Origin of the sequence: Autumnicola musiva (genome assembly GCF_031846585.1) — a bacterium.
In the GTDB taxonomy this organism is placed as follows: domain Bacteria; phylum Bacteroidota; class Bacteroidia; order Flavobacteriales; family Flavobacteriaceae; genus Autumnicola; species Autumnicola musiva.
The window spans coordinates 150,394-174,795 of the sequence record NZ_JAVRHK010000001.1; the positions used below are offsets into that span (position 1 = coordinate 150,394).

Sequence of the window (24,402 nt, forward strand, 5' to 3'; positions counted from 1 at the left end):
CTTCAGCCAAGAGCTGAAGTTTTTTATTTCTGCGTAGTTTAAATCCTTTTTATCCCATTCGCTTTTGCTATCTCCTGAATCTTTTCAATACTCACCGGTTTGCTTATAAAACCTTCTATCTCGTTATAAAATCCAGCTTTCTCAATATCAGAATTTGCGATTGAAGAAGTAACTATATAAATTCTCGTTTCCAATGCAAAATCCGGTCTTATTTCCCTCATTTGTTCAATGAAATTCCATCCATCAATCCGGGGCATATTAATATCCAAAAAAATAACTGTTGGTAAAATCCTGTCCGGATCCTTAAAATCCTGCAGTGCTTCAGAAGCACTGCAATATGTTTGCTTCTCCCTAAATAAGCCCGTCCTGCAAATGATTTTACTCATTATCATCTGGTAAATTTCATCATCATCGATAACACAAATAGTTTGCTCCACACCCGTCTAAATTAGATTTTAAAAGTTATTACCTCTATCCATTTCAATTTCTTCGCTTGTGCAATTAGCGTATATAAAGCGATTTTTATAAAATTATCCAACAATTTCGCAACGGATGAGATTTAAGATAATCTTTCAATCCGAAAAACTCCGGATTTTCTCTTTATCAATTCCCATACCAGTATTTCCTATATTTCTAATTATGTATCTGAAGGATAGTTGGCTATAAGCTAATTAATCTAGCTGTATTAAAAGCAACATACCACTGCTCCAACAGTATTAAAATCTACTTTAATAAGATACAGAAAATGTAGGATACCGGCAGAAGCCGCTCTCTCCATAAGAGGACGTGAAATGAGAATAGCAGTATTACCTATCATAGGAATTGGGGCACACCTGAAATCCATAAATTTACCTGAGGCTGACAGCAATATACTAAAAAATAAATTGCACTTTAATTTGACTGCTGTCCTTCATTTTAAGATATTATGAGAGCCAAACTCATATTTTACAGTTTCCCTTGATCTTAAATATCACATATGTAACAAGACAGACATTAATTTTGCCGCTGCTCGAAAACAAAGAAGAAGCAAAATCTTAGAGAAGAAGTTTTTCTTAAGAAAGAAAAAACCGAACTGCTTTCACAATTCGGTTTTACACTTGTTGTTGGCCTACTAGGGCTCGAACCTAGACTCTTCTGGACCAAAACCAGACGTGTTGCCAGTTACACCATAGGCCAATGCTTAAATGCGGATGCAAATTTAAAACAAAGTTCTTTACACGCAAATATTTTTTCAAAAAATTACGGAAAAAATTTAAATTCATGCATATTACTTTTTGATGCAAGAAATAGATTTTAAATATTCGCATGACTTTTGAAAAATATTTCGTTTTAAAGGCCGTTAATCAAGCATTCACATATTTATTATTAAATTCGCCACATTATAATATAGAACCTGTTGGCAAACCTGCAGGATGAATTGGAAAATAATTTAAAGTTCGAGCAAAGCCTCGGGGAATTAAACCCTCTTAGAAGGATTCAACCTTAAGATAAAATGACAGATTTCAACTTTGGTAAATGGAATAAAATACTGGGATGGCTGGTATTTGCCATTGCTCTTACCACTTATAGCTTAACCCTGGAGCCTACGGCAAGTTTCTGGGACGCGGGAGAATATATTGCAACCTCGGCCAATCTGGAAGTAGGGCATCCTCCAGGGGCTCCATTTTATCAAATGATGGGAGCATTTTTCTCTACTTTCGCACCCGATGACAGCAATGTGGCACTAATGGTGAACTTCATGTCTGGCCTGGCTAGTGCTTTTACCATATTATTCATGTTTTGGTCCATAAGCCTGCTGCTTTTAAGAATTACCGGCCCTGTAGCCAAACTTTCACCCTCTAAGAAAATGGCTGTTTTGGGAAGTTCTTTAGTTGGATCTTTAGCCTTCACTTTCACCGACAGCTTCTGGTTTAGTGCTGTAGAAGCCGAAGTTTATGCTATGGCTTCCTGTTTTATGGCAATTATGTTTTACCTCGGGCTGCTGTGGGAAAGAGACATGTTTAAGCCACGGGGCAATCGTTGGGTAATATTAATCAGCCTTGTGATTGGCCTTACCTTTGGAGTACATTTCCTTAGCCTTTTAACGATTCCGGCAATAGGGTTTCTTTACTTCTTTAAGAATTACAAAAAAGTTACCGTAAAAAACTTTATTATCGCCAATCTTGTGGTAGTGGCCGTATTATTATTCATTTTTAAACTTCTGTTACCATACACGCTAACCTTCTTTGCTGCCTCAGAAGTGTTTTTTACCAACTCCCTTGGTATGCCTTTCAACACAGGAACCATTATTGCTTTCCTGATTATTATAGCGGCTTTTTACTTCGGAATCACCTATACCCGCAAAAGAAAATACTATCAATTAAATACACTTTTCCTGTGCATCCTGTTTATCCTGATTGGTTTTTCCAGCTGGATTATGCTTCCAATACGTTCCAATGCCCCAACAGTGATTAACGAAAATAGTCCTGACAATGCCAGGGAACTGCTTGCTTATTACAACAGGGAACAATACGGGGAGACACATTTATTTTACGGTCCGCAATGGTCTGAAATGTATGCCGGTCTAGACGAGGATAATCCTTACATGGATGCCAAGCCTAAATATGAAAAAGACGAAGAACTGGGTAAATATGTAATAGTAAACGACTATAAAAATGCCCGCCAAAACCTGGATGATGATCATAAAGCTTTGCTGCCAAGGATGTGGAGTACAGAACATGCAGTAAATTATATGGAGTTCACAGGGCCGCTGGATTTTACTGTAAAACCGGAATATCAGGGAGAGCAGCAGCTTATGCAGGCAATCAATGAATTTAGAACCAGCTATTCCAGGGGACAGCTAACCAATGAAGATTATCATAATTTCCTTCGTAGGTTCAGCAACTATATTAATGTAGAAAAACCTTCGTTTGCTTCCAATATTGCCTATTTACTGGAATATCAGATAGGTTATATGTACTGGCGCTACTTTATGTGGAATTTTGTAGGGCGGCAGGATGATATTCAGGGAAAATATACCGATATGAACGGAAACTGGATTAGCGGCATAGACTTTATAGATAAAATGCATGTGGGCCCGCAGGAAAACCTTCCCAGTGATGCATTAAACAATAGTGCCCGGAACACCTATTATTTCCTCCCGCTGTTGTTGGGATTAATCGGCTTTGTTTTTCAGTTTAAAAAAGATAAAAACACCTTTTGGGTACTACTGGTATTTTTCCTGTTTACAGGTATTGCCCTAAAAATTTATTTAAATGAAAGGCCATTTGAGCCGAGGGAAAGAGATTACGCCCTTGTAGGTTCTTTTTATGTTTTTGCAATCTGGATAGGGTTCGGTGTTTATGCCCTCATAGATAAACTGAAGAATTTTGTAAAGCCGAAAATTGCTGTTCCTGTAGTGGTAATTGCAACCCTCCTGGCCGTCCCAACACTGCTGGCGAGTGAGAACTGGAATGATCATGACCGTTCTAACAAATTCACGGCGCTTGCCATGGCGAAGATGTACCTGGATTCGGTAGAAGAAAACGGGATAATTTTCACCATTGGAGATAATGATACCTTTGCCCTCTGGTATGCCCAGCAGGTAGAGAAATACCGTACAGATGTAAGGGTGATCAACACCAGCCTTTTCGCTACCGACTGGTATATAGACCAAATGAAACGAAAGGCTTTTGAAAGTGATGCCATTCCATCTCAGCTTACTCATGATTTCTATACCGGGAAAAATGATGCAATTTTTCTGGAGCAGAGAACAGATGATACCTTGGCTATAAATACCTGGCTGGATTTTATTGAAAGTAACGATCCGCGTACGCAGGCTGAACTGCAGGGGGGGCAAATGGTAAATACCTACCCTACCCAATTTGTACGTATACCTGTAGACAAACAGGCGGTTCTTGAAAATGGCATAGTGGAACAAGATGAAGCCGCCGAAATTGTAGATCATATAGATATTAAAATAGATGGACGCGTGCTTTACAAAAACCGCCTGATGATGTTAGATGTTATTGCCAATAACAACTGGGAAAGACCAATTTACTTTACCGGCGGCAGCTTTGGAGATGAAGATTATCTTTGGATGAAGGATTATCTTCAATTAGAAGGGGTTGCCTATAAATTAGTACCAATCCACACACCGGTAGATCCACGAAATCCTTTTGAGATGGGCAGGGTTAATACCGAAAAAATGTACAATATCGTCAAGAACTGGGACTGGGGAAACATGGGAGATCCTAATATTTACCATGATCCTGAAACCCGCAAAAATTCTATTACTTACAGAAGCAACCTGGCAAGACTGGTGGAAAACCTGCTCAACGAGGAAGACACTACCGCAGCCAAAGAAATTCTTGATCTGGCTATGGAAAAAATGCCGATAGATGAATATGGCTACTATTCACTTTTGGAGCCTTACATAAATGGTTATTATGAAGTTAATGAGCCTGAAAGGGCACGGGAAATCTGGGAACAGGTTACACAGAAATACCAGGAAGAGCTGAAATATTACAGCAATTGGAATTTGGACAGACAGTATAGATATGCCGATGAAATAATTTCCAACATTGAGCGCTACCGCAGTCTTGTGGATATCCTTATTAGGCAACAGGATGAAGAAATTGCTCGGGAAAAGGCTGAAGAATTTAATAAATATTTGAAAATGTTCAGGCACTTCTATGCAGAGGAAGAAGAAATTCTGGAAACAAATCCGCAGCAACAGATAATTGAAGAGCAGTATGACCGGGAAATGAATCCGCAGGGAAGAATAGATTCAGTTCCGCCCAATTCCCTAGAGAAATTGAAGAATAAGCAAATGCCATAGATTTACCGCTTTTATTGGTGAAATTGGGCATTTTGCTACTTGCATTTCCTGATAAAGCTTATGAACAAATTTATGGTAAAATATCCTGCTGTTCTCAAATGGCTATATCCTCGTAGATTAGCCAGATTAAAGGAATCGCAGGTTATTTCTATCACATTTGACGATGGCCCTATTCCTGAAATAACCCCATGGGTTTTAGAGCTTCTGAAGAAATACAATGCTAAAGCAACCTTCTTTTGCATTGGTGATAATGTTAGAAAAAAGCCGGAGCTTTTCCGCAGGATTATTTCTGAAGGACACTCCATAGGAAATCATACTCATAATCACCTCAACGGGTGGAAAACATCAACTTCAGCATATATGGAAAATATCCTTCAGGCCGAAGAAATTATGAACGCTGAAGTAAAATTAGAAAAGGGAAAGAGCAAAAGAGGGATTGCGAAATTAGGAGAAAAAGAAACTACAAATACCAGATTACAAACACCAAACTACAAACTTTTCCGCCCGCCCTACGGAAAAATTAAAAACAGCCAGGCCCGGGAACTTTCAAAATCGGGATATAAGATTGTAATGTGGGATGTAATCAGTTACGATTTTAATAAGAATTTATCTCAAGAAGATTGCCTTCAAAATGTACTTAGGCACGCCACAGAGGGAAGTATTATTGTATTTCATGACAGCACAAAGGCTTTTAAGAATTTAGAAACAGTGCTTCCGCAGGTGCTGGAATATTACAGCCGCAAGGGCTATAAATTCAGGAGACTTTAAGCATATTCTTTCAAAAGATCAATAAGTTTACCGGCCTCCTGCCCTCCACTTTCTCTCCACTTCATCTCACCGCTTTTATAGATCATTAATGTAGGAAGTGTTTTTACCCGAAGTGCCTCAGCCAGCTGCGCGTTTTTATCTACATCTATTTTGACCACCCTTGCTTCATCGCCTAAAGCTGCGGCAACGTCCCGCAGTACGGGGTGCATGGCTTTGGAAGAATCATTCCAGTCGGTATAAAAATCCAATAACACCGGAATGTTTGTATCTACTAAATCTCCAAATTTTGACATACTAAGCGTATTTTATACTATCAGGCTATTACCTGAAATCAGATCTTTTATCAAATATAATAATTTCCCATTACTATGCAGGCTTAGGCCCCTTTTTAAGCTCAATAACGGTAATCTCCGGCCAGATCCCGACTCTCCCAGGATAGGCTAAAAATCCGAAGCCGCGGTTCACATTCATTGCCCTGCCCAATTCCTTATAAACTCCAGCCCAATGCTTATACCTGTATTGCACAGGACTCCATTTAATCCAGCCTGGAATTTCTATTCCAAACTGCATTCCATGCGTATGGCCGCTTAAAGTAAGCTGATAATGTTTTTCATCATATCTCACCTTTTCCTCCCAATGAGAAGGATCATGGCTTAGCAATACTTTAAAATCTTTCGCACTTAATCCTGCTCCTGCCTTATCCAGATCACCTTTCTTTTTAAATCCGCCGGCACCCCAATTTTCAACTCCCACAAGTGCAATTTTTTCTCCATCCCTTTCAAGAAAACGGTGTTCATTCAGCAATAAGTTCCAGCCCATTTCAGCATGAACGTCTTTTAACCTTTCCAGGTTGGCTTCTTTTGCAGCGGTGCTCTCCCACTGCACGTAATCTCCATAATCATGATTTCCTAAAATAGAATACACACCGTCCCGGGCTTTAACAGAAGAAAACATTTCTTTCCAATCATCCATTTCTGTAGCTTTATTATTCACCAAATCCCCGGTAAAAAAGATCACGTCACTCTGCTGCTCTTTCAGCAAATCTACTCCGTATTTTATTTTTTCAGGATTATCAAAACTGCCACTGTGAATATCACTAATCTGGCTAATCCTGTATCCATCAAAAGCAGCCGGCAAATCATCAAAATATAGCGTATGCTTCAGTACCCTGAAGTTATACCTTCCTTTATACATTCCGTAGAGCATGGAAGCAAATGGAACGGCAGCCAGCCCCAGCGCCACCTGACTTATAAATTTTCTTCTGGACGGAAGACTAAAGTTATTACTGTTATTCCCGATCTTCCTGAACGTTGCTACAATAAACCTCACCACATCTTCCCCAAACATAAAGATGAAAAAGATAAGTTTTGGCAAGAAGAATACCAGGAAAAAACCTATAGCATAAGATTTGGCACCGGCCCAACCTTCTCCACTCCCACTGTTAAACTGGTAAAGGATATTGGCCAGAATAACAAGTGAAAAAAACAGATAGAGATAATATATCCAGGAATACCTGCTAATAGTCCTGAAAACCTGGTAAGCGTAGATATCCAGTAAGACGTACACAACTACAAAAATGATCCAGCGCATGAAAATATAATTTTCGGCAAAGGTAATTCTAAAGAAGCTTTCTTCCCCAGATTACCTGATTATTAATCCGATAGCGAAATAAGCAATTTTTATGCTAAAGTATCTTTTCTTAAAGCTAAATTTCGCCTTTGCATATTGCTGCCGAAAGCCTAACTTTCCGCCGCTAAATACACATTCGCCTGCCTGATGAAAAGAAGAAAATTTATCAAAACCACGGGAATGTCGGGTGTGGCCCTTGCCGGCAATTCATCAATGTTTAGTGCTAACTTTTTAAGACCTTTTTCCACAATGAAAAACACGCCAATAAGTATTGCCACATGGAATTTTCAAAAAGCCACTAAAAAAGCAGGAGAAATGCTTTTTCAGGGAGCGGGTGCCCTTGATGCTGTAGAACAGGGAGTGCGGGTGGAAGAGGCTAATCTTAAAAACACCACTGTGGGAAACGGCGGCGCGCCGGATAGAGAGGGAAATGTTACCCTGGATGCCTGTATAATGTCTCCGGAAGGCAATGCGGGCGCTGTGGTTTATCTCAAACATATTGCACATCCGGTTTCGGTAGCGCGTAAAGTAATGGAAAAAACTCCGCACGTGATGCTCGCAGGCGAAGGGGCCTTGCAGTTTGCCCTGGAAAATGGCTTTGAGAAGGTAAATTTGTTAACCGAAGAATCTGAGCAGGAATGGAAACAATGGCTGGAGCATAAAAATTACAAACCTATTATAAACATCGAAAATCATGACACTATAGGGATGTTATGTATAGACGAAAAAGACGATATCTCCGGGGCGTGTACCACTTCAGGTCTTTCCTATAAAATGAACGGCCGTATTGGCGATTCTCCTATTATAGGTGCCGGATTGTTTCTGGACAACGAAATTGGCGGTGCTGTTGCCACAGGAATGGGAGAAGCGATAATGAAAAGCGTAGGCAGTTTTCTGATTGTGGAATTGATGCGCCAGGGAAAGTCTCCCCAGGAAGCCTGTGAAATTGCCGTAAAACGAATTGTAAAACAAAATTCAAATTATAAAGATTTTCAGGTTGCCTTTGTTGCTCTAAATAAAAATGGTGATATAGGTTCTTATTGCCTGCATAAAGGTTTCTCCTACGCAAAATATCAAAACAAGAAAACTTCCAATAATCCAAGTCAGTTTTATATCTAATCTCCGAAGCAATTCAAATGAATCAAAAAAAATCTTATCGCACTGCATTTATTTTCTTAACCATTCTTTTCTTTCTCTGGGGCTTTATCACCGTTCTGGTAGATTCACTTATTCCAAGGTTACGTGAAGTTTTTACCCTAAGTTATTTTCAGGCAGGAATGGTACAATTTGCTTTTTTTGGTGCCTTTTTCCTCCTTTCTATTCCGGCGGGATATATTCTATCTAAAATAGGATACAAAAAAGGAATAATATTAGGCCTTAGCACCATGGCCATAGGTTGCCTGCTATTTTATCCCGCAGCATCCTACAGGATCTTCGGGATTTTTATGCTGGGCTATTTTATTCTGGCCGGCGGAATTACCATTTTACAGGTTGCCGCCAATCCCTATGTGACAATTCTGGGGCCGGAAAGTTCAGCTTCCAGCCGGCTAAATCTATCCCAGGCCTTTAATTCCCTGGGCACTTCTATAGCCCCGCTTATTGGCGCGCTTTTTATACTGAGCGATAAAGTTATGACTTCAGAAGAAATTGCTTCCATGGATGCCGCCAGACAAAAACAATATTATATTTCTGAAGCTGCCGCCGTACAGGAACCTTTTGTGGGAATTGCCATTTTTATTGCAATTATAGCTTTGGTTTTTTCCTTTGTAAAACTACCAAAAATTGGAGATACCGCTGCTTCAAATGATTATGGGAAAGTACTGAAAAATAAAAATCTCCTGCTGGGTGCGCTTGCGCTCTTCTTTTATGTAGGAGCTGAAGTTTCGCTGGGCAGCTATATGGTGAACTATTTTTTAAGCCTTGACCTGAGCGAGACCATTATCAAAACACCGCTTATGCGCAATATTGCTGAATGGCTCCTTTCCTCAGGAATAACCGAAGCCAGCAGCATGGCCGTTGTAGGGGTTTTTGTAACCTTTTACTGGACCGGCGCAATGATTGGCAGATTTATTGGCTCTTATCTTACAAAAATCATGAATCCCGCCCTGGTGTTGAGCTTTTTTGCGGCCTGCGCAGTAACAATGCTTATCATCACCAATTTCACAGTTGGCTTAGTTGCAATGTGGACCATAATTGGTATTGGCCTTTTCAACTCTATTATGTTTCCCACCATTTTCAGCCTTGCACTGGACGGCCTGGGAGACGACAAACCACAAGGCTCAGGAGTTTTATGTACCATGATTGTAGGAGGCGCAATTATCCCACCCGCTTACGGTTTCCTTGTAGACAGCTTTAGCTTTAACATTGCTTTTATACTGGTAATGTGCTGCTATGCTTATATCTTCTATTACGGCTACAGAAATAAACGCCGGCAGGTAAGTATCTAATTATAATGAAAGCCGTTCTCATTTTGAACGGCTTTTCTTTTAGTAAGATTATCTTTGTAGTTTTGAAACTTTCAGTAAAATAACATTTCCACATATATGTCTTCTCAAAAACGATTATTTCTGGTTGATGCCTACGCCCTTATTTTCCGCGGATATTATGCCTTTATCAAAAATCCGAGGATCAATTCCAAAGGTTTTAATACTTCAGCCATAATGGGCTTTATGAACTCCCTTTTTGACGTAATCCGAAGAGAAAAACCAGATCATCTTGCCGTTTGTTTTGACAAAGAAGGGAGCGTGGTTCGAACTGAAATGTTTACCGACTATAAAGCGAACCGGGATGCCACTCCAGAGCCTATTATGCAGGGCATTCCTATTATTCAGGATATTTTAAGAGCCATGCATATTCCCGTTGTGGAACTTCCCGGGTGCGAGGCCGATGATATTATTGGAACGCTCGCGCAACAGGCCGAAGGGGAAGGCTACAAAGTTTTTATGGTTACTCCAGATAAGGATTTTGCCCAGCTTGTTACTGAAAACATATTTATGTACCGCCCTGCAAGAATGGGTAACGGAATCGAGATTTGGGGGATTCCGGAAGTGCAGAAAAGATTTGCCGTAGAACGCCCGAAACAGGTGATTGATTATCTTGGAATGATGGGTGATGCTGTAGATAACATCCCCGGTTTACCAGGGGTGGGCGATAAAACTGCCAAGAAATTCCTGAAACAGTTTGGCAGTATGGAAGGCCTTCTTGCCAATACCGCTGAACTGAAGGGAAAAATGAAAGAAAAGGTGGAAGCCCATGCCGAACAGGGAATTCTTTCCAAGAAACTGGCGGCAATTATAATCGACTGTGATGTAAAATTTCATGCAGAAGATTATGAACTTTCCATGCCCGATGCTGAAAAGGTACAGGAAATTTTTGACGAACTGGAATTCCGTAGGCTTAAGGACCAGTTTATAAAATTATTCAGCGGGGAAGAAGACCATCCGCAAACGCAGGTGAGCAACTCCTCATCAGCACAACAAAATGCGGAAACTGCGGGGGCAGGTCAGTTTTCACTTTTTGGTGCGGGAGATGCAGAGAAAATCGAGGCCACTTCAGGACGAAAATCACTGGAAAACACACCTCATGTTTATCAGGCAGTAGCTACAGGAATGGCGCAAAAACTTTTTCTTCAGAATTTAATGAAGCAAAACAGCGTATGTTTTGAAACTGAAACCGACAGTGAAAATCCGTTGGAAGCATGTCTTATAGGAATTGCTTTTTCCTGGGAATCCGGTAAAGGATTTTATCTTCCGTTTCCCGAGGATCAAAATGAAGCGAAAAATCTTATTGAAGCGGTACGGCCATTTTTTGAGGATGAAAACATTGAAAAAACAGGTCAGAACCTCAAATATGATATTAAAGTTTTAGCCCGCTACGGCATTGAAATAAAAGGTACGCTTTTCGATACCATGATTGCCCATTATCTTATTAATCCCGATATGCGCCATAATATGGATGTTCTAGCCGAAACCTATCTTAATTATTCCCCGCAACCACTATCGGAACTAGTAGGCAAAAAAGGCAAAAATCAGAAAAGCATGCGGGATATCACGCTGGAAAAACAGTCGGAATATGCGGTGGAAGATGCCGATATTACCCTTCAGCTAAAGCAGTTTTTTGAAAAGGAGTTAACCGAAGCAAATACGCGTAAACTTTTTGACGAAATTGAAATTCCGCTGGTAAGAGTTCTGGCAGGCATGGAACTGGAAGGCATTAAACTTGACCAGGATTTTCTTGGCTCCCTTTCTGAAGCTTTAAACCGTGATATTGCTGAACTGGAAGAAAGGATTTATGCTGATGCTGGCGAAGAGTTTAATATTGGCTCCCCGAAACAACTGGGCATTATCCTTTTTGAAAAGATGGAACTGGTAAAGAAGCCGAAAAAGACCAAAACCGGGCAGTACTCCACCAGTGAAGATATACTTTCGGTTTTGGCCAAAGATCATGAAATCATTCAGCGGGTACTGGATTATCGTGGACTTGTTAAGCTGAAAAACACTTATGTAGATGCTTTGCCGGGGCAAATTGAAAAAACCACCGGCCGTGTTCATACCGATTATGTCCAAACTATCGCGGCCACAGGAAGATTAAGTTCAAATAATCCTAACCTTCAAAATATACCTATAAGGACCGAAAGGGGACGCCAGGTGCGTAAGGCCTTTGTCCCAAGAGATAATGAGCATATTCTTCTGGCTGCCGATTATTCCCAGATTGAACTCAGAATTATCGCGGCTCTTAGCAAGGAAGAGAATATGATAAAAGCTTTCCGCGAAGGTGAAGATATTCACGCTTCTACCGCTGCCAGGGTATTTAATGTGCCTATTGAAGAAGTTACCCGGGAACAAAGAAGCAATGCAAAAACGGTTAATTTTGGTATTGTGTATGGTGTTTCTGCCTTTGGATTGAGTAACCAAACCAGCCTTTCCAGATCGGAGTCTAAAGAACTGATTGATACTTACTACAAAACATATCCAATGCTCAGCAATTATATTAGTGAGCAGGTGGCTTACGCCAGGGAAAATGGATATGTGCAAACTATTTTGGGCAGGAGAAGGTATTTAAAAGATATAAATTCTCAGAACGCCGTAGTAAGAGGTGCTGCGGAAAGGAATGCAGTAAATGCGCCAATCCAGGGAAGTGCCGCAGATGTTATTAAACTTGCAATGATCAATATTCACCGTAAACTGAAGAACAGCAATTACAAAACTAAAATGCTGCTACAGGTACATGATGAACTCGTGTTTGATGTTTATAAGCCGGAATTGGAAGAGATAACCAAAATGATAAAATCTGAAATGGAAAGTGCTTACACTATGGAAGTACCTTTAGAGGTAGATTTGGGCACAGGACAAAACTGGCTGGAAGCCCATTAAAGAAGGCTTCAAATAAAGAAATATAAGTGTCTCATTGATTTGGAGTATGTTCGTTATTTAATTGTATAGATAAAAGAGGAAATTAAAAGTTCAAATAGGATCGGCCCCCGTAAAACTTCAATACCTTCAGGAAAAATAAAATTGTTACTAAAATGTCTGCTAATCAGAAAAAAGAAACACATTATTCTTTTGTACAGAAGGTTTGGATTGTTGGCCTTATATTTTCTTTAATAGCTACAATCCTTCTAATTTTTGAGGCTACCTTCAATATTCTTATCCTTGTTTTGGCCGGAAGCCTTTTTGCCTGCTTTTTTAGAGGAATAAGCTCCTATATTAGACATAAAACAGGATGGAGTGTAAAAATCACATTATCTATTTCTGTTATTGGAACGCTGTTAATCATTGCCGGAATTTTCTGGCTTATTGGAGCAACAGTTTCCTCACAGACTTCACAAATTGAAGAAACCTTTCCAGTTATAATAGAAGACGCACAAAATTCACTCAATGGCAGCCGGGTGGGCCGGGAGATTATGGAGCAACTGGAAGAATTACAATCTTCAGAAAAAATTCCACAGTACCTGTCCAAGTTTTTTATGACTACCTTTGGCGGGATAGGAGACGTTTATATTATCCTTCTTATAGGTATTTTCTTCACCATCTCTCCTCATTTATATAAAAGTGGAATTGTTCTGCTTGTTCCTCCCGGGAAAAGGGATAAAGCGGAAGCAGTACTGAAACATTTAGGATCTGGCCTTACAAAATGGCTAGCGGGAAAATTCATTGCTATGTTCGCAGTATTCATTTTAACCGCTATTGGCCTGGTTATCCTGGGTATGCCCATGTGGCTCACACTGGCGGTTTTTGCCGGGATTTTAAACTTCATACCTAATTTTGGTCCATTGGCGGCAATGGTTCCCGCAGTATTAATGGCACTGGCTATTAGTCCCACCACCGCGCTCATTATTATTATTATGTATACTGCAATACAACTTATAGAAAGCAGTTTTATTACCCCAAAGGCCCAGCAAAGGTTAATAGAGATTCCACCGGCATTGATCATTATTTCCCAAATTTTTATAGGTGCGATGACGGGGATATGGGGAGTGATATTTGCGACCCCATTAGTATTGATAATAATTATTCTTGTACAGGACCTTTATGTGAAGCCCATGGAAGAAAAAGACACTTAATCCTCGCGGTAGGAGTAACTTGTGGATTATGCATTGAAAAGAACATTAATAGTTTAAAAAAGAAAGCCCCACAATTGGGGATTATGTGGAGCTTTCAAACTAACAAAAACTAACAAGTTTAAATTTTCTTATACACAGTTTCTATTTGTGTAACATCACCTACCACTGTGTTTTCCCTGCCATCATTAATATAACTAGCCCCGTCAACTTCTGCTGCCGTCAGGGTGACCGTAAGATACTCACCATCTGTCTCACTGGAGAGCGAAATATTTTTAGTTTCGGTAATGGTCATTCCATTTAAGTCAAAAGTTACTTCCAATTTAGTAGTATCATTTTCATTTACCACATCATAATTTGCAGAATAGGCTCCATAACTACAGCTAAAGCCTCCGGGGGTGGTAAAATTTAATTTAGCCTGCCCTGTCTCAACATTCCCGTTATCATAAAAATGAAAATACATAGCATTAAAGCAATCTGTTTCTTCAAGAATATTGGTACTGCTGTCCGGCTCTCCATCGTTAAGATTAACTGCCACATCAGAAGTCATGGAAACAAGCTCCCACCTTCCTACAAGGTCACTACTTTCTATGGTAGCATTAGCCGTAAGCATTTTAGACTGAGTTTGCTGCACTTCCATCATTTCGTCCTGATCGGCTTCACAGGACATTATTGAAAATGCCAACATAATACAGGCAATAGGGGTAATTTTTAATAGGTTCTTCATCATAGTTTGGGTTTAGATTCGGGAAGGGCAAAAATACTACAACTCTTCCTTTATTTATGACTATATTAACATAAACTATGCCACTTATCGATAAAAAACACATCTTTGACTTGTTTCTACGCTTCTACTATCCATATTGTAGGAAAAAGAGGCTTCATACCAGTTAACCATGCAATATCATTCAAAACATGTTTAAAACAATAAAAGCCTTCTGAAAACCAGCATTTTCTACTTAGATAAAATATTGAATGGCGTGTTTGCTATATAGATTAATAATTGTACATTTGCAGCCCATTTTCCCAGGATCAAAATTGGGATTATGGGAATGGAATGTTTAATTATTAAGTAAAACTATTTAGTGTGGACACATTAAGTTACAAAACAGTATCAGCCAATAAGGCTACCGTTACCAAAGAATGGGTACACGTAGATGCTGAAGGACAAACACTGGGACGTCTTGCTTCTAAAGTAGCAAAAATACTTAGAGGGAAGTATAAACCAGACTTCACCCCACACGTTGATTGCGGAGATAACGTGGTTATCACAAACGCTGAAAAAATCAACTTAACCGGAAAAAAATGGGATTCCAAGGAATACATTCGACACACCGGTCATCCAGGGGGACAAAAAAGTCTTACAGCATCCGAATTATTCAACAAAGCTCCTGAGCGATTAATTGAAAAAGCGGTAAAAGGAATGTTGCCTAAAAACAAACTGGGCGCAGACTTATTCAGAAATTTAAAGGTTTATGCAGGATCTGAGCACGGCCAGGAAGCACAAAAACCTAAAACTATTAACTTAAACGATCTTAAGTAATGGAGGTTATTCACAAAATTGGTCGTAGAAAAACGGCAGTTGCACGTGTTTATGTTTCTGATGGAAATGGGAACATTACCGTGAACAAAAAAGAGATGAACGATTATTTTACTACCGGTACACTTAGGTATAAAGTAAATCAGGCACTAAACCTTACCGGAAACGATCAAACTTTTGATGTTAAGGTAAATGTTTACGGTGGCGGAATTACAGGACAGGCAGAAGCTATTCGTCTTGCACTTTCCAGAGCAATGGTAGCATTAGACGAAGAGCACCGTACAACTCTTAAACCGGAAGGTTTATTAACAAGAGATCCACGTATGGTAGAACGTAAGAAGTACGGGCAGAAGAAAGCACGTAAGAAATTCCAGTTCTCTAAACGTTAATTATCCGGGCACAGCCCTTAAAGTTCATTTAAATTAAAAATATTTTTGTTGTTACTCCGGGGTCACACTAAGCTTTGCGAAGTGCCGGTAGTTAGTTTAGCATCTAAACAAGCAAGGCCATGTTTATAACAGCCACTTGCCTGTTGCTATCTTCAACAGAACGTAAACTATTACAAAAATGGCAAACAAAGTAGAAGTAAAAGAATTACTTGACGCAGGTGTACATTTTGGACACCTTACAAGACGATGGAATCCAAATATGGCTCCTTACATATACATGGAGCGCAACGGGATTCACATCATCAACCTATATAAAAGTGCTGCTAAAATGCAGGAAGCCGGAGAGGCTTTGGCAAAAATCGCAGCGAGTGGTAGAAAAATACTTTTCGTAGCTACCAAGAAACAAGCTAAAGAAATTGTTGCTGAACAAGCAGAAAGAGCAAACATGCCTTACATCACTGAAAGATGGCCCGGTGGTATGTTAACCAACTTTGTAACTATTCGTAAAGCTGTTAAAAAAATGGCTTCTATTGATAGAATGAAAAAGGATGGTACTTTTAATACCCTTTCTAAAAAGGAACGTCTGCAGGTAGATCGTCTTAGAGCAAAGTTGGAGAAAAACCTTGGCTCTATTTCAGATATGTCCAGGCTTCCAGCAGCTCTTTTCGTTGTTGATATTACACGTGAACACATTGCAGTTAAAGAAGCTCAAAAATTAAACATTCCAATTTTTGCGATGGTAGATACAAATTCTGACCCTCGTGAAGTAGATTATTTGATCCCTTCAAACGACGATGCTTCTAAATCTATCAGCAAAGTAATTTCTTATGTTGCAGATTCTATAATTGATGGCCTTTCTGAAAGAAAGTCTAGCAAAGAATCCAAGAAAGAAGAAAAAGCTGAAAAAGACGCTAAAGGGGAAAAGTCTGAAAAAGCAGCTCCTAAAGCCAAAAAAGAGAAAGCTGAAGCGCCTTCTACAGATGCCGAAGATAAAAAGGCTATGAAAGACGCCAAGAAAGATGTAAAGCTTGAATCTAAACAGCAAACTTTAGATAAATCTTCTTCTAACGAAGAAGAAGAATAAAATATAATAGTTTGGTAAATTTTACAAGTCGTTTAGTTCGTTTTTTCAATCTGGCTAAACGACTTTTTAATTCTAAATAAAATCAAATACTATGGCTAAGATATCCGCCGCAGAAGTAAATAAACTAAGAAAAGCTACCGGTGCAGGAATGATGGACTGCAAAAAAGCTTTGGTAGAAGTTGATGGTGATTTTGACAAGGCAATTGAAGTTCTTCGTAAAAAAGGACAAAAAGTTGCTGCCAAGAGAGCAGACAGGGAATCCACTGAAGGCGCTGCAATCGCTAAAGTAAATAATGACCAAACTAAAGGTGTGGTTATTTCTCTGAATTGCGAAACCGACTTTGTTGCTAAAAATGATGATTTCATAGCACTTGCACAAAGCCTTGCTGAACTTGCCCTGGACTACAACACAAAAGAAGAGCTTTTGGCTGCAGATTATAAAGGAATCACTGTTCAGGATAAGCTTACAGAGCAAACCGGGGTAATTGGTGAAAAGATAGAGATTGGATCTTTTAAAACCCTGCAGGCTCCTTTTGTAGGATCTTATATTCACGCAGGTAACAAAATTGCCGTTGTAACAGGACTTTCTGCTAACGTAGACGGAGCTGATGAGGCTGCCAAAAACGTTTCTATGCAGGCTGCCGCAATGAATCCTGTTGCTTTAAATGAAGAAGGCGTAGACCAGTCAACTATAGACAAAGAGATTGAAATTGCCAAAGATCAATTGCGCCAGGAAGGCAAACCTGAAGAAATGCTTGATAAAATCGCAAAAGGTAAAATCAACCGTTTCTTTAAAGATAATACTTTGGTGAATCAGGATTACATTAAAGGTAACAAAGAAAGCGTTGCCGATTATGTAAAATCTGTAGATGCTAACCTTACCGTTATTGGTTTTGAAAGAGTAGCTTTAGGAGAATAATTTTTTCAATACAAAACAAAAAACCGCTTTCTGATTCAGGAAGCGGTTTTTTTCTTTTAATTACCTAAGATGAAGTGTCACCTTTAAGCGTAGTGGAAAGTTCAGCTTCCCTTTTACGTTCAAAAGATCCTGAACCAGGTTCAGGAGGAAAAACCTCTTCATTAATACTCTGCTTTTCCCAGTTTTTCTGCAAAAAATATCTTAAAACTTATGTCGGCTCAAACCTTCAAATTCAAAGAATTCTCCATAGAACAAGATAAATGCGCCATGAAAATAGGAACTGATGGTGTCCTGTTAGGCGCATGGGCTTCCCTTAGCAATCAACCGGAATCTATCCTGGACATTGGCACCGGCACAGGGCTTATTGCTTTAATGACGGCACAACGTTCTGATGCTCTTCTTATAGATGCCATAGAAATTGAAGAGAACGCTTATGAACAGGCGGTTGAGAATTTTGAGAGTAGTCCCTGGGGTGACCGCCTTTTCTGTTATCATGCCGGTTTAAATGAATTTGCTGAAGAAATGCAGGATGAGGAAAAATACGACCTTATCATTTCAAATCCGCCCTTCTATGCTGCGCCTCTAGCTCCGGAAACAGCCGAAAAAGAGGAAAAAATGACCAAAGCCAGGAAAATGGCCCGATTTGCCGATGCACTGCCTTTTGGCCATTTAGTAAGAGGAGTATCTATGCTACTTTCAGAAAAAGGAAACTTCAGCGTGATTATCCCCTTTTCTGAAGAAGAAAATTTTATTAAACTGGCCGCGGAAGTAAATTTGTTTCCGCAGAAAATTACCCGTGTAAAAGGCACAGGAAAAAGTCCTGTAAAAAGATCGCTGCTAAACTTCAGTTTTCATAAAACCGCAACAGAAGAAAATGAGCTCGTCTTAGAAATATCACGCCATAATTATACGGAAGAATATAAAGATCTGGTGAAACCTTTTTATCTGAAATTATAGCCCAATTTTAAAGCCTCTCCTGGAAGATTTGGACCTTATAGGTTTTTGATAGGTCAGTGTTTGCAAGATAAAAAAGATTGGTTGCTGTAAAACTCTTGGTTACATTTGTGTAAAACCACATATGAATGAAACCAGATCAATTCGAATCCCCTGATTATTATAATCTTGACGAGCTACTTTCTAACGAACATAAAATGGTTCGTGAGGCTACAAGAGAATTTGTAAAACGTGAAGTTTCCCCTGTTATTGAAGAAGCAGCACAAAAATCAGAATTCCCAAAACAGCTTTTAAAAGGCTTAGCTGAAATTGGCGCATTTGGATCTTATATTCCTGAAGAATATGGCGGTGCAGGCCTGGATCAGATTTCTTACGGATTGATTATGCAGGAAATTGAACGAGGGGACAGCGGGATACGTTCTACAGCTTCGGTGCAATCTTCACTGGTGATGTTTCCTATTTTTGATTACGGAACAGAAGAACAGCGTAAAAAATTTTTACCTAAACTCGCCAGCGGGGAAATGATTGGCTGTTTCGGCCTAACGGAGCCAGATCATGGTTCAAACCCCGGCGGTATGACCACCAGCTTCACTGACGAGGGAGACCATTATTTGCTGAATGGCGCGAAAATGTGGATTTCCAATTCGCCTTTTGCAGACATTGCCATAGTATGGGCTAAGGACGAAAATGGAAGAATTCATGGGCTTATTGTGGAACGAGGCATGCAGGGATTCTCTACTCCCGAAACTCATAATAAATGGTCTTTACGCGCCAGTGCCACCGGTGAATTAATTTTTGACAATGTAAAAGTCCCCAAAGAAAACCTTTTACCAAATAAAAGCGGTCTCGGAGCTCCATTGGGCTGCCTGGACTCAGCCCGCTATGGAATTGCCTGGGGTGCCATTGGAGCCGCAATGGATTGTTACGAGACTGCGCTTAGATATGCCAAAGAAAGAATTCAGTTTGAAAAACCTATTGCCTCAAAACAACTTCAGCAGAAAAAGCTGGCGGAAATGATTACCGAGATTACCAAAGCACAGCTCCTGGCATGGAGGCTTGGAGTGCTGCGGAATGAAGGAAAGGCCACTTCAGCTCAAATATCTATGGCCAAAAGAAATAATGTAGAAATGGCCCTTAAGATAGCTCGTGAAGCACGGCAAATTTTAGGCGGAATGGGAATTATTGGAGAATACAGTATTATGCGGCATATGATGAACCTGGAAAGCGTAATTACCTACGAAGGTACTCATGATATTCATCTGCTTATAACAGGAATGGATATTACAGGGCACCCTGCTTTTTAATCTTAAGGAAATGACCTTTATCCAAAACCCCGGGACCGGGCCGAAAGGAATTCCCAATTTAATATAGTAGTAAGCCTCATACCCTATTCAGAAAATATTTTACATTAAATCGAAACAGGGGCAGCGTTTACACCGCTTACCTTTTTTATATTTTTCGCAACATTTATTCTTTAAAAGCTTCCGCTTTTTTGCCACCACACCATCCATCTGTAAATAATCCTTTGATTTTTCAGAATAAAAAATGATTATGCACAATGTAGTACTCATATTATTAATATACCTTAAAAGTGGATAGCTGCGTGTTAATCAATCCAAAAAATGTGCCTGAGATTTTAGAAATCCCTGAATAACTGTAATTTTGCAAAAAAGCAGTCAGTATATGATTCAGGAGATAAATGAAAATCTTAAACCACAGAGAGAGCAGTTATTAAATCATTCTTTATATGAAAAAATTTCTACTCCACAGCAACTCCAGATTTTTATGGAGCACCATGTTTTTGCGGTTTGGGATTTTATGTCTTTACTTACTGCATTGCAGCAACGGTTTACAAGAACCACAAACCCGTGGATTCCTGTAGGCGATCCGGATGTAAGATATCTTATCAACGAAATTGTGCTTGCTGAAGAAACCGATATTAACCTGGAGGGAAAACACCAGAGCCATTTTGAAATGTATCTTGATGCTATGACTTCAGCGGGAGCCGATACCCGTAGAATAAAAGATTTCCTATTACAGGTTACCCACGGTACCGATATTTTTTTGATTATTGCCGCTATAAAACTTCCTGTAAGTATTAAGCAGTTTCTAAAAAATACCTTTAATGTCATTTCTGAAGGAAAGCCGCACAACATTGCTGCTGCTTTTACTTTTGGAAGAGAAGGGCTTATCCCTGATATGTTTTCTTCAATTATAACCAACATTCAGAAAAAGTTCCCTGATAAAGACCTGGAACAATTCAAATACTATTTTGACCGCCATATTGAATTAGACGGAGATGAGCACGGGCCAATGGCTTTTAAAATGGTGGAAAAACTCTGCGGAAGAGATGTAGACAAGTGGGCGCAGGCCAAAAATACTGCTGAAAAATCTCTTCTAAGCCGAATTGAATTGTGGAACGGGATAGAAAAGGAAATTGAGGAAAAAACACTGGTTCATAAATAATCCTTTTCAAAACATCTGGCCGGCACTATCCTCTAAATCATTAATTCTACTACATCGATTCCGGAGCCAATTTAACTTCCAATCCGTCAAGTTCTTCGGTAATTGGAATCTGGCAGCTTAACCGGCTGCTATCTTCAACAAAAAAAGCCTGGTCCAGCATATCTTCTTCTTCTATACTCTGTTCCGGAAGCATATGCCCAAGATTAAGAATATAACACTGGCATGAAGCACACATGGCCATTCCCCCGCAAATTCCTATTGTTCCTTCAGGAGCAAGCTCATATGAGCGAATCACTTCCATAAGGTTCATATTCATATCTGTGGGTGCGTCTACAGTGTGCGCATCCCCTTCCCTGTCTATAATAGTAACTTTAATATCAGACATTTTTCTTGATCTAATCAAACATCGCCATTCAGAACTAATTACTGCCATGGGCAGGTTTATTTCAGAATTAAAAAGAAGCTGAAATAAATTCAGCCTGACGATAATATTAATTTATATTTTAACTATTTCTTTTTTAACTTCTTTTCCTATTGCCGCCAAAGTCGCTAAGTGTGATAACCACATATACTGATACGTGATCAGGCATATTATAACATTCCCCTTCAGGATCTGGTAAGGTGCTTTAAGCTTAATGCTTCAAAAATAGTTAAAAGCCCTGCCGGGCCTGCACAAAGCATAATTATATGTATCCTGATCATATTAAGAACTTGCTTCCTGGTCTAACGTTCAATATTAATTACCTGCTCAATTTGCGGCACGTATTTTTTAATGGTCATTTCAACGCCCGATTTAAGAGTCATTTGATTAACAGAACACCCCACACACGCGCCTTCCAGCTGAACCCTGACGAGCCGGTCATCTTCAATAGAAATAAGAGAAATATTCCCGCCGTCACTTTCCAGAAACGGGCGAATTTCTGCCAAAGCCTTCTCTACATTAAATTTAACTTCTTCGCTTGTCATCTATTTCTTTTTTACTGCGCTGCATCCAGCCATTGTAGTAATTTTAATCGCCTCGGTTGGCGGTATATTTTCATTCCTGTTCACAGTTTCCTGCACCATGTTCCTGGTAATATCTTCAAAGGCCTTTTCCAGCGGAGTTTCAGCCTGCAACGCAGCTGGTCGCCCAATATCACCAGATTCTCTCAGGCTTTGTACCAGAGGAATTTCCCCCAAAAATGGAACCTGCAAATCTTCAGCAAGATGTTTTGCTCCCTGTTGCCCAAAGATATAATATTTATTATCAGGCAGTTCTTCCGGAGTAAAATATGCCATATTCTCTACAATTCCCAATACAGGCACATTAATACTTTCCTGCTGGAACATTGCCACTCCTTTTTTAGCATCGGCCAAAGCAACATTTTGAGGTGTACTTACCACCACGGCTCCCGTTATAGGAAGTGACTGCATAATGGAAAGATGAATATCGCCTGTTCCAGGAGGAAGGTCTACAAGTAAAAAATCCAGTTCTCCCCAGGCTGCATCAAAAATCATTTGATTTAAGGCTTTCGCCGCCATTGGCCCTCTCCAAACCACAGCCTGGTTAGGCTTGGTAAAAAAACCTATAGACAAAATTTTTACGCCATAATTTTCAACAGGTTTCATTTTGGATTTACCATCTACATTTACCGAAAGTGGCCTTTCTGCTTCCACATCAAACATCATAGGCGTTGAAGGACCGTAGATATCAGCATCAAGAATTCCTACTTTAAAGCCCATTTTAGATAAAGTCACCGCAAGATTGGCTGTAACGGTAGATTTTCCCACACCACCTTTTCCTGAAGCAACAGCAATAATATTATTTATACCGGGTATTGGCTTACCTTTTATTTCCGGCTTTTTCTTTTCCGGGGCCTCCACCTTTATATTTACCTTTATTTTGGCTTTTTCATAAACCTTCTCGTGGATAGCCTTCATCACATCAACCTCTGCCCTCTTTTTAATATGGAGTGCGGGAGAACCCAAAACAAGGTCTACCTCTACCTCATCTCCAAAAATCATAATGTTCTGAACCACTCCGGCTTCAACCATATTTTTACCATCTCCGGCTACGGAAACCGATTCAAGAGCTTTTAAAATATCCTTCTTATTCAATACCACAATTTTACATTTTTCAGCAGAAAAATATTCTGCTCAATTCTTAGCCTGACAGGCTTCTCTTTATATCAAATTCCTAATTTTAGAACCAGCTTATATAGACTGATTCTAAATGCAAATATAAGTTGAAAACCTAAGAATACGAAGTATTTACCTGGAATTGATTAAGGCAGAAATACGCCTGATCTTAGATTTTTAATACTAGTAGGATTTATGATTAAGTTCCTTCAAGGGATTCCAAAATATTTCTTTAAAATTCTCTATTTGAAGCTCTTTAACTTTAACTCCCTCCTCCTCCAGTAATACCTGCATTGCGTTTGTCCCGCTAAAATGATTTTTCCCGGTAAGCACTCCATTCCGGTTTACCACTCTGTGAGCAGGAATGCCGTCCATTTCTTTTGAAGCATTCATTGCCCAACCTACCATTCTCGCACTTTGGGGAGAGCCTAGAAACCGTGCAATTGCACCATAGGAAGTTACCCTGCCGGCCGGAATTTGCTTTGCTACTTCATAAACTTTTTCAAAAAAGCCGCTGTTAGAATCTTTTTTCATGCATTATAAATTCTAACCAGTGTAATAATTACCAAAATTAGCATAAGGGCCGCCATGAAATAATTAGAATATTTGGCAAAAGTATCTGTTTTACCTTCAATCCTGTTAAAAAAGATCACGTACAGGTACAAACTGGTAAAAGTTCCCATTGAAGCAGCCACAGCAAAAGTAATAATCCTGTACCAGTGGTAATTCAACCCCACACCTACATTTAAGGCTCCTGCTATTGCAACAAAATACGGAATAGGAAAAACATTTAAAGCTGCAATCAGCATCCCTTTAAACACGCTGTTGGAATTTGCTTTGTGAGATTTATGCTCTATACCCGTTTTTCTTTTTGCCATCACAAAAAAATAAACCCCAAGGATTAGAAAAATAACCAGCCCAGCACGAAGCAGAATGTTCTGTACAAAAGGATTTGCAAAAATGTACTTAGCTAGCAGCACCGCTATAAAAGCCTGCAGCAATACAATGGTTGAAGCCCCGGATGCTACATAAATTCCGCTTTTTTTACCCGCTTTTACGCAAGTTTTTGCCACCGTCATATTCACCAAACCGGGAGGCAGGACTCCAAGCAAGGCTGCAAAATAAGTGATAACAAAAAGTTTAGCTTCTTCCAATCT

The 24,402-nt window shown here is 39.6% G+C and carries 23 protein-coding genes and 1 tRNA gene; 13 read left to right on the forward strand and 11 right to left on the reverse strand.

The genetic code is table 11. The features are described from left to right. Nucleotides 1-38: 38 nt before the first annotated feature. Nucleotides 39-437 (reverse strand): response regulator, encoded by a 399-nt coding sequence (locus RM539_RS00635; RefSeq protein ID WP_311501533.1) that lies wholly within the window; start codon nt 435-437, stop codon nt 39-41. A 666-nt stretch (nt 438-1,103) separates the two neighbouring features. Then, nucleotides 1,104-1,176: transfer RNA gene (locus RM539_RS00640), tRNA-Gln, on the reverse strand. Between the two features lie 316 nt (nt 1,177-1,492). Here RM539_RS00640 and RM539_RS00645 point away from each other — a divergent pair. Both RM539_RS00645 and RM539_RS00650 read left to right on the forward strand, forming a co-directional pair. Beyond that, nucleotides 1,493-4,819 (forward strand): glycosyltransferase family 117 protein, encoded by a 3,327-nt coding sequence (locus tag RM539_RS00645; protein ID WP_311501534.1) that lies wholly within the window; start codon nt 1,493-1,495, stop codon nt 4,817-4,819. A gap of 60 nt (nt 4,820-4,879) precedes the next feature. After that, entirely contained in the window at nt 4,880-5,587 is a 708-nt protein-coding gene (locus tag RM539_RS00650) for a polysaccharide deacetylase family protein (RefSeq protein WP_311501535.1), read from the forward strand. Here RM539_RS00650 and RM539_RS00655 read toward each other — a convergent pair. Both RM539_RS00655 and RM539_RS00660 read right to left on the reverse strand, forming a co-directional pair. Further along, complete coding sequence (locus RM539_RS00655) at nt 5,584-5,880, reverse strand: thioredoxin family protein (protein WP_311501536.1); 297 nt, start codon at nt 5,878-5,880, stop codon at nt 5,584-5,586. The two genes, RM539_RS00650 and RM539_RS00655, sit on opposite strands and share 4 nt — an antisense overlap. A 73-nt stretch (nt 5,881-5,953) precedes the next feature. Further along, the gene (locus tag RM539_RS00660; RefSeq protein WP_311501537.1) at nt 5,954-7,177 is read right to left on the reverse strand and encodes a metallophosphoesterase; all 1,224 of its coding nucleotides are present in this window, start codon (nt 7,175-7,177) and stop codon (nt 5,954-5,956) included. Between the two features lie 186 nt (nt 7,178-7,363). Between RM539_RS00660 and RM539_RS00665 the strand changes: the two genes are divergently transcribed. The 4 genes from RM539_RS00665 to RM539_RS00680 all read left to right on the forward strand — a co-directional run bounded on the left by RM539_RS00665 (nt 7,364) and on the right by RM539_RS00680 (nt 13,778). After that, the gene (locus tag RM539_RS00665; protein ID WP_311501538.1) at nt 7,364-8,335 is read left to right on the forward strand and encodes an isoaspartyl peptidase/L-asparaginase family protein; all 972 of its coding nucleotides are present in this window, start codon (nt 7,364-7,366) and stop codon (nt 8,333-8,335) included. 17 nt (nt 8,336-8,352) lie between these two features. After that, entirely contained in the window at nt 8,353-9,663 is a 1,311-nt protein-coding gene (locus RM539_RS00670; protein ID WP_311501539.1) for a sugar MFS transporter, read from the forward strand. A gap of 96 nt (nt 9,664-9,759) precedes the next feature. Then, nucleotides 9,760-12,588 (forward strand): DNA polymerase I, encoded by a 2,829-nt coding sequence (gene polA / locus RM539_RS00675; protein WP_311501540.1) that lies wholly within the window; start codon nt 9,760-9,762, stop codon nt 12,586-12,588. Between the two features lie 152 nt (nt 12,589-12,740). Beyond that, entirely contained in the window at nt 12,741-13,778 is a 1,038-nt protein-coding gene (locus tag RM539_RS00680; protein WP_311501541.1) for an AI-2E family transporter, read from the forward strand. 118 nt (nt 13,779-13,896) lie between these two features. Here RM539_RS00680 and RM539_RS00685 read toward each other — a convergent pair whose 3' ends face one another. Next, the gene (locus RM539_RS00685) at nt 13,897-14,505 is read right to left on the reverse strand and encodes a hypothetical protein (protein ID WP_311501542.1); all 609 of its coding nucleotides are present in this window, start codon (nt 14,503-14,505) and stop codon (nt 13,897-13,899) included. A 357-nt stretch (nt 14,506-14,862) separates the two neighbouring features. Between RM539_RS00685 and rplM the strand changes: the two genes are divergently transcribed. The 4 genes from rplM to tsf all read left to right on the forward strand — a co-directional run bounded on the left by rplM (nt 14,863) and on the right by tsf (nt 17,707). After that, the gene (gene rplM / locus RM539_RS00690; RefSeq protein ID WP_311501543.1) at nt 14,863-15,318 is read left to right on the forward strand and encodes a 50S ribosomal protein L13; all 456 of its coding nucleotides are present in this window, start codon (nt 14,863-14,865) and stop codon (nt 15,316-15,318) included. Next, on the forward strand, nt 15,318-15,704 hold the full coding sequence (rpsI, locus tag RM539_RS00695) for a 30S ribosomal protein S9 (protein WP_311501544.1): 387 nt from the start codon (nt 15,318-15,320) through the stop codon (nt 15,702-15,704). The genes rplM and rpsI overlap by 1 nt, the downstream gene beginning before the upstream one ends. Nucleotides 15,705-15,882: 178 nt before the next feature. Continuing rightward, nucleotides 15,883-16,788, forward strand: coding sequence for a 30S ribosomal protein S2 (rpsB, locus tag RM539_RS00700; RefSeq protein WP_311501545.1), 906 nt, complete (start codon nt 15,883-15,885; stop codon nt 16,786-16,788). A gap of 91 nt (nt 16,789-16,879) precedes the next feature. After that, a complete protein-coding gene (tsf, locus tag RM539_RS00705) occupies nt 16,880-17,707 on the forward strand; it encodes a translation elongation factor Ts (protein WP_311501546.1) in 828 nt (275 codons plus the stop codon). Nucleotides 17,708-17,771: 64 nt separating this feature from the next. On the opposite strand, the gene RM539_RS00710 is transcribed toward tsf, so the two are convergent. After that, on the reverse strand, nt 17,772-17,900 hold the full coding sequence (locus tag RM539_RS00710; RefSeq protein WP_311501547.1) for a hypothetical protein: 129 nt from the start codon (nt 17,898-17,900) through the stop codon (nt 17,772-17,774). Between the two features lie 17 nt (nt 17,901-17,917). Here RM539_RS00710 and RM539_RS00715 point away from each other — a divergent pair, with 17 nt between their 5' ends. From RM539_RS00715 to RM539_RS00725, 3 genes are all read left to right on the forward strand, one after another. Further along, a complete protein-coding gene (locus RM539_RS00715) occupies nt 17,918-18,664 on the forward strand; it encodes a tRNA1(Val) (adenine(37)-N6)-methyltransferase (RefSeq protein ID WP_311501548.1) in 747 nt (248 codons plus the stop codon). A 125-nt stretch (nt 18,665-18,789) separates the two neighbouring features. After that, nucleotides 18,790-19,965 carry an acyl-CoA dehydrogenase family protein gene (locus RM539_RS00720; protein WP_311501549.1) on the forward strand — a complete coding sequence of 392 codons (1,176 nt, stop codon included), beginning with the start codon at nt 18,790-18,792 and terminating at the stop codon, nt 19,963-19,965. 379 nt (nt 19,966-20,344) lie between these two features. Next, nucleotides 20,345-21,127, forward strand: a complete 783-nt coding sequence (locus RM539_RS00725; RefSeq protein WP_311501550.1) for a DUF3050 domain-containing protein — start codon at nt 20,345-20,347, stop codon at nt 21,125-21,127. A 49-nt stretch (nt 21,128-21,176) separates the two neighbouring features. On the opposite strand, the gene RM539_RS00730 is transcribed toward RM539_RS00725, so the two are convergent. From RM539_RS00730 to RM539_RS00750, 5 genes are all read right to left on the reverse strand, one after another. Beyond that, entirely contained in the window at nt 21,177-21,512 is a 336-nt protein-coding gene (locus tag RM539_RS00730) for a 2Fe-2S iron-sulfur cluster-binding protein (protein ID WP_311501551.1), read from the reverse strand. A 338-nt stretch (nt 21,513-21,850) separates the two neighbouring features. After that, nucleotides 21,851-22,093 (reverse strand): NifU family protein, encoded by a 243-nt coding sequence (locus tag RM539_RS00735; RefSeq protein WP_311501552.1) that lies wholly within the window; start codon nt 22,091-22,093, stop codon nt 21,851-21,853. Beyond that, a complete protein-coding gene (locus RM539_RS00740; RefSeq protein ID WP_311501553.1) occupies nt 22,094-23,230 on the reverse strand; it encodes an Mrp/NBP35 family ATP-binding protein in 1,137 nt (378 codons plus the stop codon). Between the two features lie 198 nt (nt 23,231-23,428). Then, nucleotides 23,429-23,779: an MGMT family protein gene (locus tag RM539_RS00745; RefSeq protein WP_311501554.1), complete on the reverse strand. Its 351-nt coding sequence runs from the start codon at nt 23,777-23,779 to the stop codon at nt 23,429-23,431. After that, the gene (locus tag RM539_RS00750) at nt 23,776-24,399 is read right to left on the reverse strand and encodes a LysE family translocator (RefSeq protein ID WP_311501555.1); all 624 of its coding nucleotides are present in this window, start codon (nt 24,397-24,399) and stop codon (nt 23,776-23,778) included. Before RM539_RS00750 ends, RM539_RS00745 begins: the two co-directional genes overlap by 4 nt. Nucleotides 24,400-24,402: the final 3 nt, after the last annotated feature.

Bases quoted from the DNA above. Each gene is read 5' to 3' on its own strand.
- RM539_RS00645 (WP_311501534.1), top strand. From the start codon at position 1,493: ATGACAGATTTCAACTTTGGTAAATGGAATAAAATACTGGGATGGCTG.
- RM539_RS00650 (WP_311501535.1), top strand. From the start codon at position 4,880: ATGAACAAATTTATGGTAAAATATCCTGCTGTTCTCAAATGGCTATAT.
- RM539_RS00655 (WP_311501536.1), bottom strand. From the start codon at position 5,880: ATGTCAAAATTTGGAGATTTAGTAGATACAAACATTCCGGTGTTATTG.
- RM539_RS00660 (WP_311501537.1), bottom strand. From the start codon at position 7,177: ATGCGCTGGATCATTTTTGTAGTTGTGTACGTCTTACTGGATATCTAC.
- RM539_RS00665 (WP_311501538.1), top strand. From the start codon at position 7,364: ATGAAAAGAAGAAAATTTATCAAAACCACGGGAATGTCGGGTGTGGCC.
- RM539_RS00670 (WP_311501539.1), top strand. From the start codon at position 8,353: ATGAATCAAAAAAAATCTTATCGCACTGCATTTATTTTCTTAACCATT.
- polA (WP_311501540.1), top strand. From the start codon at position 9,760: ATGTCTTCTCAAAAACGATTATTTCTGGTTGATGCCTACGCCCTTATT.
- RM539_RS00680 (WP_311501541.1), top strand. From the start codon at position 12,741: ATGTCTGCTAATCAGAAAAAAGAAACACATTATTCTTTTGTACAGAAG.
- RM539_RS00685 (WP_311501542.1), bottom strand. From the start codon at position 14,505: ATGATGAAGAACCTATTAAAAATTACCCCTATTGCCTGTATTATGTTG.
- rpsI (WP_311501544.1), top strand. From the start codon at position 15,318: ATGGAGGTTATTCACAAAATTGGTCGTAGAAAAACGGCAGTTGCACGT.
- rpsB (WP_311501545.1), top strand. From the start codon at position 15,883: ATGGCAAACAAAGTAGAAGTAAAAGAATTACTTGACGCAGGTGTACAT.
- tsf (WP_311501546.1), top strand. From the start codon at position 16,880: ATGGCTAAGATATCCGCCGCAGAAGTAAATAAACTAAGAAAAGCTACC.
- RM539_RS00715 (WP_311501548.1), top strand. From the start codon at position 17,918: ATGTCGGCTCAAACCTTCAAATTCAAAGAATTCTCCATAGAACAAGAT.
- RM539_RS00720 (WP_311501549.1), top strand. From the start codon at position 18,790: ATGAAACCAGATCAATTCGAATCCCCTGATTATTATAATCTTGACGAG.
- RM539_RS00725 (WP_311501550.1), top strand. From the start codon at position 20,345: ATGATTCAGGAGATAAATGAAAATCTTAAACCACAGAGAGAGCAGTTA.
- RM539_RS00730 (WP_311501551.1), bottom strand. From the start codon at position 21,512: ATGTCTGATATTAAAGTTACTATTATAGACAGGGAAGGGGATGCGCAC.
- RM539_RS00735 (WP_311501552.1), bottom strand. From the start codon at position 22,093: ATGACAAGCGAAGAAGTTAAATTTAATGTAGAGAAGGCTTTGGCAGAA.
- RM539_RS00745 (WP_311501554.1), bottom strand. From the start codon at position 23,779: ATGAAAAAAGATTCTAACAGCGGCTTTTTTGAAAAAGTTTATGAAGTA.